Below are 16,569 nucleotides of genomic sequence, written 5' to 3'. Positions count from 1 at the left end.
CTCCGCAACGGCACCTTCTACGAACCCCGCACCGCCAAGAACGTCGAACTCGCCGCATGAACCCGACATGGACGAATCATCACAAGACAGGCAGCTCGGGGTTGACGAAAGACATAGGGGCACCCCCCGGAGGGGTCCACGACGACCCGGTAAACGCCCGCTTCCGGCAGGTCCGCCAGCACGAACGACCCGGAGCGCCCCGCCGAGACCGAGTCGTTGTCCAGCACCCGCTTGCCGGAGGGCGCGATCACGCTCACCGAGCTGCTGGACGCCACGCTGTTCGCTGAGACACCCAGCGTCAGATCCTCGCCGGCCACCGCCGGGAAGGAGGATTCGGCGTTCTGGCCGACCCGGCTGATCTGCGCCTTGGCGCCAGCGCCGGTCCGGGACAGCTCGGCCAGCGCCACCGGCCGTGACAAGGTCAGTTTGAGCCGCGCCGCGCCCTCGCGCGAGGGCTCCACGGCCAGCGTGTAGGTACCGGTAGCCGGCAGCTCCTCACTGTCCCACTCGGTGCTCAGGCCGGGCGAGGACCCGAAGGAGCCCAGCTCGCTCCCGTCCGGAGCACGCACCCGCACCGACGCGGAGGCATCCGAGACGCCCGAACTCACCCCGATCGAGACCCGTTTACCCTGCTCCCCGGCGAAGGTGGCCACCCCGTCCTGCCCCAGCCGGCTGATCGCGAGATCCGCGGCCGGCCCGGCCGGATCGAGCCGACCCCCCTCCGCGTAATGCGACGCCGCGACCCGCAGCGTGCCGGTGCCGGCCCCGTCAGTGTTCAGGACCAGTTCGTACTCACCCGTCTGCGGCAGCGCGTCGATGTCCAGCGAGCCCGTGCCCTTGTACGCGATGCTGATCGCCTCGCCGCGCGTACCGTCGGGCAGGTAGAGGTGGCCCCGTACGTAGGTGTCCATCTTCGCGGAGTCCACTCCCAGGCTCAGCGACTGCCCCTTCTCGGCGCTGACCGTCCACCGCCCGTCCTGCCCGGCCCGTGCCACGGCCGTCTCCAGCGGCGCCGCGGTGACATCCAGGCGCCCGCCGACCGGGTTCGACAGCGTGGCTGTCACCACCCCCACGTCACCCGCGCTGGGCGCCAGGATCAACGAGTACGTACCGGACTCGGGCAGATTCCGCACGTCCCAGCTGTCCTTGGGGTAGATCAGGCCGGCCCCGTCGCCCACCTGACGGCCCTGCGGGTCGATCAACCGCAGACCCACCCGGGAGGTGAACGTCGAACCGGTGAACCCGAAGCTGATGTCCTCCCCGCGTTCCGCGTCGAAGAGGACCTGGGCCCGCTTGCCCGCGCGCGTCACCGCGACCGAGGGCGGGCTCGCGTCGGTCACCGACGTCCGCACACTGGTCTCGAAATCCGACCCGCCATCGCTCGACGGCACGGTGAAATCATCCGCCGCGGCCGAGCGGCCCTGCGGTGTCTCCACCTCCAGCCGCCCGCTCGTCGCCCCCTGCGGGACCTTCACCGTCAGCGCGGACGCGGACCGGCCGGCGACCTCGGCCACCACCCCGTTGAAGCGCACCACGTTGTCCGTGAACACCGGGGCGAAGTCCGTGCCGGACAACACCACTTGGGTGCCGGCCGCCCCGGCCGCCGGGGCGACGCCGGTGATCCTCGGGGCACTCGGGGCGAGCTCGAACGACTCCGCCGACTGTGCCGTCGTCCCGCCGGCCGTCAAAGAGATCTTCCCGCTGGCCGCTCCCGGCGGGACCGTGACCACCACGCGCGTCGCCGACGCCGACACCACCGCAGCCGTCTTCGCGCCGAAGGAGACCACGTTGCCCCCGGCCGTCGACGCGAAGCCGGTGCCCGACAGCGTCACCTTCGCACCGGCCGACGCACGAGCGGGCACCGTCGAGAGGATCGACAACTGGCGAGAGGCGAACCGCTCGACACTCAACCGGTTACCCGCCGCGTCGTAGCGGTAGCGCGCGGTCTCACCCTCCGGGTCGGTGACGCCGACCAGCCGGCCGGCCGCATCGTAGGCATACACCGCCGCGTTCGACGTCGCCGCCCCCTTTTCACCCCCGGCGAGAGCCTCGCCCTTGTGCCGTACGGGAGCTGGCTGCGCAGTCACCGCCTTGGGCACGGGTGCGGGAAGCGCCACAGCGGCTCGGGGGGACGGCGGGGGTGCTGCCTCGGCCGACACCGTGCCGACCGTCAGCACCAGGGTCAGCACCCCGACCGTCCAGGCGTGCCACCGCACCGACCAGCGCAAAGCGAAACGTTCGTCGTGCATAAGCACGTGCCCCCCGGGTTCCGTCACTCACGCATGCCGCAGTCGCCCACGCTCCCCACGCGAGGCGACCACAAACTATCCACAAACATTCGACCCTGTAAGCGAAATCCGTAACTTTGATCGCACCGCATCTCACCCAACGCGACGATCCAGCCGGTCGGCACTGTCGTGGAGGGCGAGTTCCTGGGCTCGGAATGCGGTGCTCCAGACGCGTCCGAAGTAGTCCTGGGGCCGGCGGAGGTCGAGTTCGAGGGCCTCGTCGAGGAGGCCGAGGGCCTCGAGGGCCTTTTCCAGGCCGTCGATGGCGCGGGCGGTCGGCTCGAAGACTTCGTGCAGGTAGTCGGCGGTGGCGCTGTCTGGGGCGCGTTCGGCGAGCATCCGCCACCCGAGCGCGACGCCGTGCCGGGCATGGAACTCGCAGAATGAGGCCAGCGCAGCCAACTTGCGGTTCACGCTGGACTCCGTGCAGTAGTGCCCCACCGACGGCAGCAGCGCGACCTTCCCGTTCCGGGCCTGCGGTGGCAGCCGCAACCAGGAGATGAACCCCGCGACGTCCTCCAGGGTCACCACCTGCCAGTCCAACCCCCTGCCGACCAGGTAGCCGAACCAGTCCTTCAGATCGTGGGCGTACGCCTTCACCGTGTTCGGCGACCGCTCGATCGCCGCCAGGTAGGCCAGGTAGCGCTCGATCGGCCCGACCGGCACCTGGTCGTCCCCGAGCACCGTCCAGGACTCGGCTTCCGAGTCCGGCATCACTACACGCTGCACACGCATGGAACCTCCCGCTCATCCGTGGTGGATGACAGCAGGTAATCCCATCCCAGGACGGGAGGAAGTGCCCTTTACCCGTACGTGCTACACGTCATGGACAGGCGTTCAACGACTCCAGATAACGAAGCCCAGCCTCGTGCTCGCGGTCTTGTTCCGTAACCAGACCGCCTCGTCGTCGGACAGGGTGAAGTGCTCCACCACCCCGTCCAAGCCCAGATCCCGCCCCACTGAACAGTCCCTTCTGCATGCTCCCGTGATCGCCTGTCGGGCTGGACGGTAGAGGCGCGGGGAGTGTCATGAATCATGACACTCCCTTTCGCGACCCCGACGCCATCGAGGACGACGAGGGCGGCGGCTGCCGGCCGTGCCGGACCTGAGTCGTTGGTGGGTGCTTTGCTCTCCGCGGGGCCAGGGCCGGGGCCGGGGTCAGGGCGCGGTGGCGTGCAGGGTGCGTAGTGCGGTGGTGCGGAGGTGGTCGTGGACCGCGGGGTCGGCGTCGAGGGTGTAGTCGACGTCGAGGACTGCGAGGGTCTGGGTGATGCGGGAGAGGTGGTTGTCGGAGGCGTCGACGGTGCAGGTGTGCGCGTCGAGGGGCTGGATGCGGTCGGCGAGGGCCCACGTCCGTTTGCGGATTGTGTCCGCGGAGGCCCGGACAGTGGCGAGGGCGCGGTGGCGGACCGGTGCGGTGGCGATCTTGGAGGTGACGTAGGCGGCGGGGTCGCCGCCGGGCACGGTGCGCGCGGGGACGCGGCGCCCGGTGGGGGCGGGATGCGTGATCCGGTCGAGGCGGTAGATGCGCCAGTCGTCCTTGCCGGTGTCGTGAGCGAGGAGGTACCACAGGCCGCCGGAGGCGACGAGGTGGGCTGGTTCGACGCGGCGCGGGGCGTGGTCGCGGGTGCGGGTGGTGTAGTCGAAGGTGATGATCTCGTGGTCGCGGCAGGCGGCGGCGAGCGCGGTGAGCACGGCGGGTTCGACCCGCGGGCCTCGGGATTCCCAGGTGATGGTGACAGTGGCGTCCTGCAGGGCCGTGACCTGGCCGCGCAGGCGCTGGGGCAGGACCTGTTCCAGTTTCGCGAGGGCGCGCAGGGAGGTTTCCTCCATACCGGTGAGACCGCCCGCGGCGGTGCGCAGTGCGACCGCGATGGCGACGGCTTCGTCGTCGTCGAGGAGGAGGGGCGGCATGTCGGTGCCGGAGGCGAGGCGGTAGCCGCCGGCGTGGCCGGTGGTGCCTTCGACGGGGTAGCCGAGTTCGCGCAGGCGGTCGATGTCGCGGCGGACGGTGCGGCCGGTGACGCCGAGCCGGTCGGCGAGTTCGGTGCCCGACCATTCGCGGCGGGTCTGCAGCAGGGACAGCAGGCGCAGCATTCGGGCAGGCATGTCGGTCGTCATGTTGTTTACTGTGCCTGACTTCAAGGACGTCAGGTGTCCTAAAAGGCCCTTAGCGTGGAGGCATGAGTGAGAACAAAACCTCCCATTTCTCTGTGAAGCAGGTGGATCCGCGCCGGTGGGCGGCCCTGGCCGTGGTGCTGGTCGCGGCGTTCATGGACGCGGTGGATGTGACCGTGGTGCACATCGCGATTCCTGACATCCAAGCCGAGACCGGGGCCTCGACGGCGCAGGTGCAGTGGATCACCGGCGGGTACGCGCTGGCGTTCGCACTCGGCCTGATCACCGGTGGGCGGCTCGGGGACCTCTTCGGCCGCAAGCGGGTCTTCATGGCCGGTGTGGCCGGATTCACCGTGACGTCGCTGGTGTGCGGGATCGCGAGTGGCCCCGAGGTGCTGCTGGCGGGGCGGGTCGCGCAGGGCGCGATGGCCGCGCTGATGGTGCCGCAGGTCCTGTCGATCATCCACGTCACCTTCCCCGAACGCGAGCGCGGCAAGGTCTTCGGGATCTACGGCTCGGTGATGGCGCTCGGCACTCTGGCCGGACCCCTGGTCGGCGCCCTGCTGGTGGAGTGGAACCTCTTCGGCCTGGAGTGGCGGCCGATCTTCCTGGTCAACCTGCCCCTCGGCGTCGCCGGACTGATCGCGGGAGCGGTGTTGATCCGCGAGTCGAAGGCGGAGAAGGCAGCGAAGCTGGATGTGACCGGTGTGGTGCTGGCGACGGTGGGCCTGTTGATGCTGGTCCTGCCGCTGACCCAGGGCCGTGAGCTGGGCTGGCCGGCCTGGACGTGGCTGTCGATGATCGGTTCGGTGCCCGTGCTCGTGCTGTTCGTGGCCTGGGAGCGGCGTCTGCTGGCCCGGGGTGGTTCGCCGCTGGTGGTGCTGTCGCTGTTCGAGCGGCGCAGCTTCGCCGGCGGGCAGGGGGTGCAGCTGCTGTTCGGGCTGGCCTCGGGCGTGTTCTTCCTGGCGTGGACGCTGTATCTGCAGATCGGGCTGGGCTGGTCGCCGCTGAAGGCCGGGCTGTCGGGGATGCCCTTGTCGGCGGCGATGATGGCCGGGGCCGGACTGTCCATGCAGGTGCTGGTACCCCGGTTCGGGCGGGTGGTCCTGCAGGGCGGTGCTCTGCTGGCCGCGGCCGGGATGGCGGGCTTCGGCCTGCTGGCCCACCGCTACGGGGCGGACATCGCGCTGTGGCAGACGATGCTGCCGCTGGTGCCGATGGGTCTGGGCATGGGGTTGATCATCGCTCCGCTGACCGACCTGATTCTCTCCGAGGTGCCCCACGAACACGCCGGGTCCGCGTCCGGTCTGACGAACACCACCACGCAGCTCGGCCAGGCCGTCGGCGTCGCGCTCTCGTCCGTCATCTTCTTCGGCCACCTCGGCTCCGGCGACCCGGGCTCGCAGGCCCATGCGATGCCCCAGGCGTTCAACGGCTCTCTCTGGTACGTCGCCGCCGCCTTCCTCACCGCGTTCGCCCTCCTGTTCACCCTGCCGCGCCGCACCCCGGCCAAGCCGCCCGCCACCGGTGTGGCGCCGGAGGAACGCGAGCCCGTGCACGCCTCCTGACCGCGCCGCCGCACTCACCCGGCCGGTCCAGCCGAAGAGGGCACGGCCCGATGGGCTGCGACAGGCTCGTCACACCACCGCACCCCACCCGTTCAGGCCCGGTGGTCACCACCGGCCGAGGAAAGGACATCCTCTGATGAGCTTCATGGCTCCCGGTTCCGTCGTCTGGTTCGAGATCGGTACCGCCGACCCCAAGCCGGTGCAGGACTTCTACGGGCCGCTGCTGGGCTGGACCTTCGAGGTCGATACGGACTCCTCGGTCGACGGCCGCACCTACACCCGCATCATGGCCCCCGGCGCCCCCTGGCCGATGGGCGCGATCCAGCAGGGCGACACCGGCGGCGAGGTCATCAACCTCAGCGTGCTCTCCGCCGACGTTCACGATGACGTGGACCGCCTGGCCAAGCTGGGCGCCCAGGTCCTCGTCCCTGTCACCCAGGTCGGTGAGGTGACCGTCTTCGCCCGCCTCGCCGACCCGCAAGGGAACACCTTCTCCCTGTTCTCGCGCACCACCTCCGCCGACTTCACCGAGCGGGCCGAGGCGACCGAGGAGCACATGCAGCAGGCGTCCTTCACACCGCAGCCCGGCTCGATGGCCTGGTTCGAGATCGGCACCACCGACTTCGAGGCCACCACCGGCTTCTACGAGGCGGCGTTTGGCTGGCGATTCGAGAAGGACCCCACCGCGGACGGCAAGCCGTACTACAGCGTCTTCACCGGCGGCGACTGGCCCGCCGGCGGCCTCTACGACCACAGCGGCCAGGCGGGCGGGGCCGACTACGCGATGCCCTGCATCCTCGTGACCGACGTCCCCGCCACCACCACCGCGGCCGTGGACAGCGGCGCGGGCATCAAGCGGGGCCCCGAGTCCAACCCGGACGGCCTGGTCTTCGCCCGCCTCACCGACCCGCACGGCAACCGCTTCGGCCTCTTCTCCCGGCCCGCCCACCCGCAGGGCGCCTGATCCTCCCCACCCGCGGGGACGGGAGCGCCTGTATGACTCCCCCGCCTTGCCCGGACATCCTCCGAGGAGCTGACCCCGTATGAAGATCGCCCTGCTCGGTACCGGCTTCGGCCAGGCCCACGCCGCCGTCTACGCCGCCCGGCCCGACATCAACGAAGTCGTCGTCTTCGGCCGCACCCCCGAGAAGCTGAAGAACATCGCAGACAAGTTCGGCTTCGCCACCACCACCGACCTGGACGCCCTGATCACCGATCCGTCGGTGGACCTGGTGGACGTCTGCCTGCCCACCCCCTTGCACGCCGACGTGGCGGTGCGGGTCATGGAAGCGGGCAAGGACGTCCTGGTCGAGCTGCCGCTGGCCACCACCCTCGACGACGCCCAGCGCGTTATCGACACCGCCACCGCTACCGGCCGGCACGCGTTCGTCGACATGTTCTCCCGCTTCAGCCCCGCCAATGAGCACCTGCACCAGGCCGTGGCCGACCAGCGGTACGGCCGGCTCAAGCACCTCGAAGTCGAAGGGCGCACCGCCCTTATGTGGGAGGGCTACCAGCTCGGCCTGGACTCGCTCGCGCTGGATATGATGCACGCCGACTTCGACCTGGTCACCAGCCTGCTGGGCGCCCCCGACGCCGTCCATGTCGCCGGCACCGAGGGCCCCGGCGGCCGCGGCTCGGCGGCCGACGTCGTCCTCGGCTACCGCGACGCCGGCGCCCGGTGCACGTCCTCCTCGCTGATGCCGAAGCCGTACGGGATGCGCGGCGGCTACCGCGCCACCTTCACCGGCGCGGTCCTGGAACACACCATGAGCACCGACTTCAACGGCCCTGGCGCCGGCTCCCTGACCGCCTACACCCTGGACGGCGAGAAGCCCGTTGACTTGGCGGACACCAGCCCGTACGCGGCGATGATCGGCCACGTCCTGGACGTCCTGGCCGGCCGGAGCGAGAACCGCATCGCCCCCACGAGCGCCCTTGATGCCCTGCGTCTGACCCTGGACGTCCACCACCGGCTCACCGGAAAGACGGCATGAGTGGCAGCCGGGTGCCCGCCGTCCCCGCGGTGGGCCTGCGCCCCGGCGGGACCATGCCGATGGTGGCTTCGGGACCTGGCGCCTGAAAGGCGAGGCCGCCTACACGGCAGTGTCCACCGCACTCGGCCTCGGCTACCAGCACATCGATACCGCCACGGCCTACGGCAACCACCGCGAGGTCGGCGACGTCCTGGACGCCTTCGTCCTTGATCAGGTCCGCCAGGCCCTCCTACGTCCCGATGTCCTACTCGCCGGGCAGCACGCAAGCGCCCAACACATCTCCGACGACGAGCTGTTGCACGCCGGGTTCTGGGCGGAGCCCGCCGGGGTGCGGTGGGCTCCGCCCAGGGATGCCGGACGTTCAGGCCTCGCCGCTGCGGCGCAGGCGAGCGGCACGTGCCCGGATCCCCCCGGGGTCGTCCTCCGGCTCGCCCCCGACTCCGCCCCCGCTCGCGCGGGGCGCGTCGGTGGCTGACGCTCGCTGGGCGGCCCCGTAGCCGCTGGTGCTCCGGAGTGCTCTCGCCGGCTGGGGAGCCGCCGGCCAGACCTGGAGCAGGTACCACTCGGTGACATCGTCCGGAGCCAGGTCGATCACCGTGTCACGGCCGCGGGCATGGATGCGCATCCGATAGTCCCCAGGGCCGGCGAAGGACAGTTCTGGGAACTCCTCCTCCAGGTCAGCCATCAGCGCGTGCACGGCCAACTCCCCGGAGACGGAGTGAGCGGAAAACTCCACGACGTCCTCCCACGGGCCCTCCACAGGAACGGGTTCGTGAGGATGGAGGGTGACCTCCACGTCCACGGTGCCGGTGTGGATGCCGGTGAGGACGTGGGCCACGCCGTCCTCCACTCCCACCAGACCATTGGTGTCTGAGGGCAGGTCAGGGCCGAGCGGCCCTTCCAGGTCACTGATCTGGAACTGGTGGTAGTGGACGGGCATCGGGCCGCGTGCGGCGGCTGCTTGGTCGGTCACAGCGTGTCCTGCTCCGGAGTGAGGGGATACGGTGGCTGAGGTCTTTCGGGTGGTGGGGGACGGGACCGGGTGCTCAGAGGGCTGGTCGGGGCAGGGCGGCGAGGCGGTGGAAAGCCGCAGTGAGTTCGTGTCTCTAGGGCCAGGCCGCGGAGATCCGCAGGTGCAGTTGGCGGCCTCCGTGGGTGAGGCGGGCGGCGACGTGCAGGAGCCGGTAGCGGAGCTTCTTGGGCTCGGCGGCGGCGAGGTCGCCGTCCAGCAGCAGGAGACGGGTCCAGGCGAGCAGGTCGATTGCGGTCAGCGATAGTTCCAGCCAGGCGGAGTTGATGCCGAAGTGCCGGGAGGGGAATCGTCCGAAGCCGGTGTCCTTGCTGCAGCGGATGCGGTCCTCGACGGTGGCATGGCCGCGGTGGCGGACCTCCAGGAACTGGGCGGAGCCGCCTCCAGCATAGGGGGTGTCGGTGAGGAAGACCTGGTGCCGCAGGCCCTCGTCGACGTCGAACAACGACAGTTGGGCGCCGGGATGCGGACGTTCGCGCCGGACGATCATCCGAGTGCCGTCCGGGCAGCCGGTCAGGCCGGCCATCCCGGTCAGCTCCGCGACCTCGGCCCCGGGCCGCAGGGAACCGTCCTGGTTCAGGGCGGGATGCCACAGCTGGGCGGGGACCGTGCGGATCGCGCGGCGGACCGGTTCGGTGACGGCGGTGCCGACGGAGAAGAACGTGCGGATTCCCTGCTCGCGCAGGCTCCGGATATGGGCGAGGAAGGGTTTCGCGGACCCGGCGCTGTCGGCGCGGATGAGGAGGTCGGTGCCATAGCGGTGGGCGTCGGGAAGCTGGGCGAGCGCGTCGTCGAGCACGGCGATGTGATCGCCGGCGGTGTTCGCTCCGGCGTTGCCGGGACGCAGCCGCCCGGCCAGGGCTTCTCCGGTGTTGGCGGGGAAGCCCAGCAGCGGGTGGAACCCGAAGCCGCCTTTGTAGGTCGACGCGGACTGTTCCTTCTCCGAGTGGCAGGTGACCAAGGTGGCGTCGAGGTCCACCACCAGACCGGGCAGACGGAACCTGTCAACCTGTTTGAGCCGGTAGGTTGGGGTTATTAGCTTGTTGCGGGTTCTGTTTCCTCGGCCTGCTCTGCGGGCTTGTTGATCCAGGAGGGTTTCGGAGGGCCGGGTGGCTGGGGGATGCCTCGTCGGAATCGCTCGGGGTGTGCTGAGTGTGCGGCGTGGAGAACGACGGTGCGGTGGGCGTGGGTCTGTTCCGTCTGGCCGGTGTGGACCGGGGGGGGAACAGTCCTATGCCGCTGTGCCGGTGGTGGCCGTTGTAGGTGGTGAAGAAGTCCGTGCAGAACGCGCGGGCCTCGGTGAGGGAGCCGAAGGACCCGGGGAATGCCGGGCAGTACTTCAGGGTCTTGAAGTTCGACTCGCTGTAGGCGTTGGCGTGATCCGTCGACTGCTGGTGTTTCCGATTCTGGGGGCGGAGGCCGGGTGCGGGTAACGCATCCCTTCCATCCGCTGTTCGGGCGGGAGTTGGAGTTCATCGAGCGTCGTCAGTGCTGGCGTGGGGACCGGGTGTACTACTTCGACGAGGCGGGCGGCCGGTCGAAGATTCCCACGGAGTGGACGGATGAGGCGCCGGTGGATCCGTTCGTGGTCGCGGCCGAGGGAGGTTGCCCGTTTCGCACCGAGGACCTGGTCGAGCTCGCCGAGCTCGTTGACCGGCTACGCGAACACGGTCTGGGCGGGCGGGGTACGGGTGTCGGGAGGTCGACGCCGTGAGTGTCGGGACGACCACGCCGCTGCCAGGGGCGCTCAGTGTGCGGAGGAGGCGCACGCGGGCACGTGATCTGCGTACTGAGCTGCTGTGTCTGCTTCTTCAGGCCCTCGTCGTCCTCTTGGCAGCATCCGATCGCGTCGGAATCCTGGTGACAGGGCTTCGAGGAGGCGACGGACGTGGCAGCAGCGACGGGCAGGACGATGAAAGCGCGGGCTTTGAGTGCGTCGCGAACGCTCAATCCGCGCCCCGGGGCGGTGGCCGATGCCGCGTTCGCTGTGTCTTCGTTCCTGGATCCGCACGATCTGGTGCAGGTGAAGTACGAGATGGTGCGCCGAGTGCGGGTGGACAAGGTGCCGGTGTCTCGGGCGGCGGCTGCGTTCGGGTTCTGCCGGCAGAGTTTCTATGCGATCGCTGCCGCGCTGGACGTGGGCGGTCCGGCGGCTCTGGTGCCGGGCAAGCCCGGCCCGAAGGGGCCGCGCAAGCTCACCGAACCGGTCATGCTGCACATCGAGGTCCTGCTCGCGGCCGATCCCACGCTCAAAGCGCGGGCGTTGGCGGCCATGGTGGCCGAGGAGTTCGCTCTGGTGGTGCATCCACGCTCGATCGAGCGGGCGCTGGCCCGCAGGCGCGAGGCCCACAGTCAGGAGGAGAACTTACAGCGCCGCAAGTGAGAAGGCGGCCGACGCGCAAACGGTCACCAGGCGTTATGAGGATCTGCGGGCCGCGGTCTTCGAGGGCCGCGAGGCCGGCTGGCGGCATGGCTGGGCTGTCCTGGCCCGCTCCGGCATGGCCGCCTGGACCCGCGCCGTGTCGGTACTCGCACCCGCACCGCGCGGTCATGCGGACGCCGGAACCCGCCCGGCTGCCAGCCCGACGTCCGGAGACTCGGGTCCGGCAGCCGAGGAGCTCGTCCATGTGCTGGCCTGTCTTGTCCTCGGACAGCTCCGGCCACCCTGATCGTCACCGTCACCGGGAGCGTCCGCACGAGGGAGGAGTACGTCATGTCCGCAGAGCCGAGCGGGGCGGGGAAGGTGACAGCTGATCATCTTCGTCGGGGGGCCTATCTGTATGTCCGGCAGAGTTCGCTGAAACAGGTTGTCAACAATGTGGTTGCGGGGATGAACTCGGCGACGCCGCCGGTGACCGGCTGCACGGTCTGCGGATCCATGGAACTGATCGTGGCGTCCACGCCCAGCATGTACGGCATGCCGAGGGCGTCGTCGATGGCGCACATCGCGTAGCCCCCGGCCTCGGCCCACCGCACCTCATGCTGTGTCGGGGACGGGGAGAAGGGGTATGCGGCGACAAGCTGTCCGTCGCCATCGACCGCCACCAGATCAACCGCGGCAAGCTCCTGCAGCGCCGTAGCGGGATCCAAACCGGCAGACTGGGACACCGCCGCCAGATCTGCGGCCGCCGGAGCACCCCCGGTCGCGGCGAAATACCGGAGCACGCCGCGGTGCACCTGACGCAGCCCTTCAGACAGCTGAGCTGCGCGCTCCGGCCGATCAGCCCGGATCGCGTCACCAGGCCCCGTGCCGCACTGCGACTCGGCGGGCACGGCCGAGACCCCGAAGTCCCTGCGGCGTGATGGCGCGCGGTCGGCCATTGCGGCACACAATGCGGCACGGATGTCTTGACGGGTGGGAAGATCGAGCCGGCACGCCGCTTGCTCCTCCCCCGCGCCGCCCATCACATCCACGCCTTCGACAAGGACGGTCGGGGAAGGGTACTCCCCGACGACTTCGGTGAACGACAGCGGCAGCCCCAGCTCAGCCAGGCAGGAGCGCAGCAGCGCACGAGTGGCCGGCAAATGAGGGCAGTCGGGTACGGAGCGCAGTTCCACGATCATCTGGCGATGATGCACCCCGTACCCCGCTTCAGGGTCAAGTGCCCGACGTGCACACTGGAAGCATGCGCATAGGTGAGGTCGCCGAAGCCGCCGGTGTCACTGTGGAGACCCTGCGTTTCTACGAACGCCGAGGCGTTCTCGCCGCACCACGCCGGCTCGTCTCCGGCTACCGCGAATACCCCCCCGAGGCGATACAGGTCGTCGGGTTCATCAAACAGGCCCAGAGCCTCGGATTCACCCTCGACGACGTCACAGGCCTGTTGCGCCTGTCCGACGGCGGACCGGACAACTGCGACGCCGTTCGACACCTCACCCACTCCAAGATTGACGACATGGACGAGAAGATCGCGAAGCTCACGGCCATGCGCACCGCACTGATACGTCTGGCCGACACCTGCGAGCGGCCCCGGGTCGACCGCGACTGCCCGCTCTTGGCCGCCCTCCCGCCCCACACGACCGCAGGCCCGTTCACAGCGCAGAGTCCTCGGCCGGGGTAGACGCGCGTACGTCGGCGCAGACCCTTGTCATGAGGGTTCACGCTGGGCAGCGGTTTCGCGGAGGCTTGGTGGGTGTATGTCCAGCAGTAGGTGTGCCTGATGTCCGACCGGCCTGCTGTGGCCGGCATGGTGCGCCGTCTGGTCGCCAACATGCGTACCGAGAGCGGCACCGCGCGCTGGATGCACCTTGACCCTGGTTGACCCGGTGGAGTGCGGCGAGCTGGTCGGCGAGTTCCGCGAGGCCGTGACCGTGGAGTACGGCGAGGTGCTGGAGCGCCTTCCGGCGTTCTTCAGCGAGATCGACACCGAGGCTGCCAAGGGCCGCACGACCTACGCCGAGGTCGAGGAGTCCGAGGCCGACCTTGCCCGCTTCGACACCTGGGTGCCCAAGATCGCTGCCCGGGACTACTTCGCCGCCCCAATCGGCGCCGAGGTCCGCGGCGACTGCCGGCCCCATGTCAGCGGCGCAGGAAGTGGCGCAGTGCGACGACGCCTTGCATCGCGGCAGCCGGGCGGAGCATGGCGGGTCGGGGCCGCTCGGGCATCATGCCCCGGCTGATGCCGACGGCGGTGACCATGACGACTGGCAGCGCCCATGCGGCGATCGCCGCCGCCCGTACCGCACGGCTGGGTTCGTGCCGCAGCGTGAGCAAGGTCCAGAACGCGGCGTCGGCGAAGGAGTCGGCGTAGTCGCCGAACGGGGACACATCCTCAAACACGGCCGGGTCCGCGTCTTCCGCGTCTCCGCCGACGGCCGCGCCCTGACCTGCGCGATCATCGCACCGGGCACCATCTTCGGGGAGATGACGCTGCTCGGGCAGCGCATGTACGACAACTTCGCCGAAGCCCTCGACGAAGTCACCGTCTGCGTCATGAGCCGCGCCGATGTCCGCCGCTTCCTGCTCTCCGACGCGCGGATCTCCGCCCGTATCACCGAAATCCTCGGCCTCCGCCTCACCGATCTCGAACAGCGTCTGTCCGACAGCGTCTTCAAGTCCGTGCCGCAGCGCATCGCCACCACACTGCTGACCCTCGCCGCCGAAACCCGACCTCGAGTATTCGGCGCCCGCAGCCCGCAGATCGCCCTCACCCATCAGCAGATCGCCGCCCTGGCCGGAACCTCCCGTGAAACCACCACCAAGGTCCTGCGCGAGTACGCCGGCCAAGGTCTGATCCGACTCGCCAGAGGCCGCATCACCGTCCTCGACACCGATCGGCTGAAGGACCAGGCGGGCTGACGTCACCGAATCGTAAGAACACCACCGGCCCATCCACGGGGCCGACCGATCTACATTCAGGGCCGACACCGAACATCAGGAGCAGACATGCGTGCCCGCTCGTTCCTCCCCGCCGTCCTGGCCGCAGGAATCCTCACCCTGACCGGCTGCGGCTCCGGCGGCGGGGCCACCTCGCCCGGTGATGGCGCGGACGACTCAGCCACGAACGCGGCCTCCGCCTCCGCTCCCGCCTCGGCAGACAGCGGTTCTTCCGGGACAGTTCCCGAGGCGCTGCGCTTCACCGGGACGACCATTGAGGGAGAACCGTTCGACGGCGCGACGCTCGCCGGTAAGCCCGCGGTGTTGTGGTTCTGGGCTCCGTGGTGCCCCAAGTGCAAGGCCCAGGGGCCGGAGACGGCGAAAGTCGCGGCCGAGTTCAAGGGGAAGGCCAACGTCATCGGAGTGGCCGGTCTTGACCAGCAGGAAGCCATGAAGAAGTTCGTATCCTCCACCAAGATCGACGGCTTCCCGAATCTGTCCGACGAGCCGGGCACCATCTGGAAGAAGTTCGAGATCACCGAGCAGAGCACGTACGTCGTGCTCGACAAGGACGGGAAGACCGTCTTCACCGGTGTGCTGCCGGGCGGCAAGGGGCTCTCCGACAAGCTCGACGGACTCGTCGGCTGACCGGTGTCCGACCTCCCGATCGCCCTGGCGCTGACCGCGGGCATGCTCGCGGCCGTCAACCCCTGCGGTTTCGCACTGCTCCCCGCGTACCTGTCCCTGCTCATCATCGGCGACGACTCACCCAGCAGGGCCTCCGCCGTCGGCCGCGCGCTGACGGCGAGCGCCGCCATGACCGCCGGATTCGCTGGCGTCTTCGCCCTCTTCGGCCTCGCCATCGCCCCGGTCGCCGGCCAGATCCAGCAGCATCTGCCCTGGTTCACCATCGTGTTCGGACTGCTGCTGGTCCTCGTCGGAGGCTGGCTGCTGGCCGGACGCACTCTGCCCCCGCTCCTGCCGAAACTCCGCCGTGCGCCCCGGGTCACCCGGTCCCTGGCCTCCATGGCCCTGTTCGGCGGCGCCTACGCCATCGCCTCCCTGGGCTGCACCATCGCACCGTTCCTCGCCATCGTCGTCTCCGCCTTCCGCGGCGGTTCGACGGCCGAGAGCATCGTGCTGTTCACGGCGTACGCGGCCGGGATGGGCGTCATCGTCGGCGCGGCCGCGCTCTCCGTGGCCCTGACCCGTACCGCCCGCGTGTCAGGCATCCGGCGGCTGGGAGCCTTCGCCTCACGGCTGGGAGGCGCCCTGCTGCTCCTGGCCGGGGCCTATGTGGCGTACTACGGCTGGTACGAGATCCGCCTCCTGCGGGGCGGCCCGGACACCGACCCGGTGATCGACGCGGCGGGCGCGGTGCAGCGATGGCTGGCGGAAACGTTGAGCTGGATCGGCGTCCCGGTCGTGGCCGCGGCCCTCGCCCTACTGATCGCCGGCGGGCTGATACGCCGACGCCGCGGCCGAGGACGCACCCACCCCTGAAGCGCCACCGTCCACTCCCCAAGAGCGGGACCCTGTAGTGGCGGCTGTGGGGCGCCTGGGCCAAGGCGCCCCTTTTTCGTAAGGGCTGTCCGGCTTGCGGGGTACGCGTCGGCGTGAGTCGATGGACGTGCGGCTTCGGACGAATCCCCGTCCGCGGTCCAAGGTCAAAGGTCGCCAAACATGGACGTGCCCAACGGGTCCCCGACACGTCGCGCAGAGGAGCCTCTGGGCTCTTCTCGGTTGTCCCGTCTGCTGCTGGCAGTCTGCCGCGTCGCGGTCGGCCTGCTGTGGATTCAGAATCTCTCGTGGAAGCATCCTCCGGCCTTCGGCAAGGACTCAGGCCCACCGCGGGACCTCTACCGCTGGACGCTGAACGGGGTCGAGCACGAGGTTTTCGCTCCGTGGGCGTGGTTGGTCGAGCATGTGATCATTCCGAATTTCGCGGTGTTCGCCTGGGGCGCCTTCGCCGTAGAGGCTTGCCTGGGCGCGTTCCTGCTGGTGGGCCTGGCAACCCGGTTCTGGGCACTCGTGGGGCTGGTGCAGACGACCGCGATCACTTTCTCGGTCTTGAACACCCCACACGAGTGGTTCTGGTCGTACTTCCTCATGTACGTCGCGCATCTGGCGCTCCTGGCCACCGCTGCGGGCCGTGCCTATGGAGTGGACGGTGCGCTGCGCCCCGCCTGGCGGCAGCGCCACGGCCTGCTGTCACGGCTACTGCTTGTGGCGTCGTAAGAGTTGCGAAGGA

General features: G+C 69.6%; 16 protein-coding genes and 2 pseudogenes. 11 read left to right on the top strand and 7 right to left on the bottom strand.

Annotation, left to right across the window (positions count from 1 at the left end):
- Positions 1-17 precede the first annotated feature (17 nt).
- The 3 genes from QMK28_RS12505 to QMK28_RS12495 all read right to left on the bottom strand — a co-directional run bounded on the left by QMK28_RS12505 (position 18) and on the right by QMK28_RS12495 (position 4,409).
- Positions 18-2,249, bottom strand: coding sequence for an IPT/TIG domain-containing protein (locus QMK28_RS12505; RefSeq protein WP_326437177.1), 2,232 nt, complete (start codon positions 2,247-2,249; stop codon positions 18-20).
- A 132-nt stretch (positions 2,250-2,381) separates the two neighbouring features.
- Positions 2,382-3,023, bottom strand: a complete 642-nt coding sequence (locus QMK28_RS12500; RefSeq protein ID WP_326437176.1) for a site-specific integrase — start codon at positions 3,021-3,023, stop codon at positions 2,382-2,384.
- Between the two features lie 423 nt (positions 3,024-3,446).
- Complete coding sequence (locus QMK28_RS12495) at positions 3,447-4,409, bottom strand: helix-turn-helix transcriptional regulator (RefSeq protein WP_326437175.1); 963 nt, start codon at positions 4,407-4,409, stop codon at positions 3,447-3,449.
- Between the two features lie 62 nt (positions 4,410-4,471).
- On the opposite strand from QMK28_RS12495, the gene QMK28_RS12490 reads away from it, so the two are divergent.
- The 3 genes from QMK28_RS12490 to QMK28_RS12480 all read left to right on the top strand — a co-directional run bounded on the left by QMK28_RS12490 (position 4,472) and on the right by QMK28_RS12480 (position 7,971).
- Positions 4,472-5,974, top strand: a complete 1,503-nt coding sequence (locus tag QMK28_RS12490) for an MFS transporter (RefSeq protein WP_326437174.1) — start codon at positions 4,472-4,474, stop codon at positions 5,972-5,974.
- A gap of 136 nt (positions 5,975-6,110) precedes the next feature.
- Positions 6,111-6,938, top strand: coding sequence for a VOC family protein (locus QMK28_RS12485; protein WP_326437173.1), 828 nt, complete (start codon positions 6,111-6,113; stop codon positions 6,936-6,938).
- A gap of 79 nt (positions 6,939-7,017) precedes the next feature.
- A complete protein-coding gene (locus QMK28_RS12480) occupies positions 7,018-7,971 on the top strand; it encodes a Gfo/Idh/MocA family protein (RefSeq protein ID WP_326437172.1) in 954 nt (317 codons plus the stop codon).
- Between the two features lie 361 nt (positions 7,972-8,332).
- Here the strand turns inward: QMK28_RS12480 and QMK28_RS12475 are convergent, their stop codons facing one another.
- The 3 genes and pseudogenes from QMK28_RS12475 to QMK28_RS34250 all read right to left on the bottom strand — a co-directional run.
- Positions 8,333-8,944 (bottom strand): hypothetical protein, encoded by a 612-nt coding sequence (locus QMK28_RS12475; protein WP_326437171.1) that lies wholly within the window; start codon positions 8,942-8,944, stop codon positions 8,333-8,335.
- Positions 8,945-9,077: 133 nt separating this feature from the next.
- A pseudogene (locus QMK28_RS12470) lies at positions 9,078-10,031 on the bottom strand (IS1380 family transposase); the annotation flags it as partial.
- A pseudogene (locus QMK28_RS34250) lies at positions 10,006-10,368 on the bottom strand (integrase core domain-containing protein); the annotation flags it as partial. The pseudogenes QMK28_RS12470 and QMK28_RS34250, both read right to left, overlap by 26 nt.
- Before the next feature lie 56 nt (positions 10,369-10,424).
- Here QMK28_RS34250 and QMK28_RS12465 point away from each other — a divergent pair.
- Entirely contained in the window at positions 10,425-10,715 is a 291-nt protein-coding gene (locus QMK28_RS12465; protein ID WP_326437170.1) for a DUF5372 family protein, read from the top strand.
- Between the two features lie 174 nt (positions 10,716-10,889).
- Complete coding sequence (locus QMK28_RS12460) at positions 10,890-11,384, top strand: helix-turn-helix domain-containing protein (protein WP_326437169.1); 495 nt, start codon at positions 10,890-10,892, stop codon at positions 11,382-11,384.
- 389 nt (positions 11,385-11,773) lie between these two features.
- Here QMK28_RS12460 and merB read toward each other — a convergent pair whose 3' ends face one another.
- Entirely contained in the window at positions 11,774-12,565 is a 792-nt protein-coding gene (merB, locus tag QMK28_RS12455) for an organomercurial lyase (RefSeq protein ID WP_326437168.1), read from the bottom strand.
- Positions 12,566-12,627: 62 nt separating this feature from the next.
- Between merB and QMK28_RS12450 the strand changes: the two genes are divergently transcribed.
- The 6 genes from QMK28_RS12450 to QMK28_RS12425 all read left to right on the top strand — a co-directional run bounded on the left by QMK28_RS12450 (position 12,628) and on the right by QMK28_RS12425 (position 16,556).
- Entirely contained in the window at positions 12,628-13,062 is a 435-nt protein-coding gene (locus QMK28_RS12450; protein WP_326437167.1) for a MerR family transcriptional regulator, read from the top strand.
- Positions 13,063-13,249: 187 nt separating this feature from the next.
- Positions 13,250-13,621: a Chromate resistance protein ChrB gene (locus QMK28_RS12445; RefSeq protein ID WP_326437166.1), complete on the top strand. Its 372-nt coding sequence runs from the start codon at positions 13,250-13,252 to the stop codon at positions 13,619-13,621.
- 76 nt (positions 13,622-13,697) lie between these two features.
- Positions 13,698-14,300, top strand: a complete 603-nt coding sequence (locus tag QMK28_RS12440) for a Crp/Fnr family transcriptional regulator (protein WP_326437165.1) — start codon at positions 13,698-13,700, stop codon at positions 14,298-14,300.
- An 87-nt stretch (positions 14,301-14,387) separates the two neighbouring features.
- Positions 14,388-14,966: a redoxin domain-containing protein gene (locus QMK28_RS12435; RefSeq protein WP_326437164.1), complete on the top strand. Its 579-nt coding sequence runs from the start codon at positions 14,388-14,390 to the stop codon at positions 14,964-14,966.
- A gap of 3 nt (positions 14,967-14,969) precedes the next feature.
- Positions 14,970-15,821, top strand: a complete 852-nt coding sequence (locus tag QMK28_RS12430; RefSeq protein WP_326437163.1) for a cytochrome c biogenesis CcdA family protein — start codon at positions 14,970-14,972, stop codon at positions 15,819-15,821.
- A gap of 240 nt (positions 15,822-16,061) precedes the next feature.
- Entirely contained in the window at positions 16,062-16,556 is a 495-nt protein-coding gene (locus QMK28_RS12425) for a TQO small subunit DoxD (protein WP_326437162.1), read from the top strand.
- Positions 16,557-16,569: the final 13 nt, after the last annotated feature.

The sequence above is a fragment of the Streptomyces sp. H27-D2 genome (assembly GCF_035828615.1).
Classification (GTDB): Bacteria; Actinomycetota; Actinomycetes; order Streptomycetales; family Streptomycetaceae; genus Streptomyces.
This window is presented reverse-complemented; position numbering and strand designations above follow the sequence as displayed.

What these genes read in the sequence shown, in the direction of transcription:
- QMK28_RS12505 (WP_326437177.1), bottom strand. Translation starts at nt 2,249, where the DNA reads ATGCACGACGAACGTTTCGCTTTGCGCTGGTCGGTGCGGTGGCACGCC.
- QMK28_RS12500 (WP_326437176.1), bottom strand. Translation starts at nt 3,023, where the DNA reads ATGCGTGTGCAGCGTGTAGTGATGCCGGACTCGGAAGCCGAGTCCTGG.
- QMK28_RS12495 (WP_326437175.1), bottom strand. Translation starts at nt 4,409, where the DNA reads ATGACGACCGACATGCCTGCCCGAATGCTGCGCCTGCTGTCCCTGCTG.
- QMK28_RS12490 (WP_326437174.1), top strand. Translation starts at nt 4,472, where the DNA reads ATGAGTGAGAACAAAACCTCCCATTTCTCTGTGAAGCAGGTGGATCCG.
- QMK28_RS12485 (WP_326437173.1), top strand. Translation starts at nt 6,111, where the DNA reads ATGAGCTTCATGGCTCCCGGTTCCGTCGTCTGGTTCGAGATCGGTACC.
- QMK28_RS12480 (WP_326437172.1), top strand. Translation starts at nt 7,018, where the DNA reads ATGAAGATCGCCCTGCTCGGTACCGGCTTCGGCCAGGCCCACGCCGCC.
- merB (WP_326437168.1), bottom strand. Translation starts at nt 12,565, where the DNA reads ATGATCGTGGAACTGCGCTCCGTACCCGACTGCCCTCATTTGCCGGCC.
- QMK28_RS12450 (WP_326437167.1), top strand. Translation starts at nt 12,628, where the DNA reads ATGCGCATAGGTGAGGTCGCCGAAGCCGCCGGTGTCACTGTGGAGACC.
- QMK28_RS12435 (WP_326437164.1), top strand. Translation starts at nt 14,388, where the DNA reads ATGCGTGCCCGCTCGTTCCTCCCCGCCGTCCTGGCCGCAGGAATCCTC.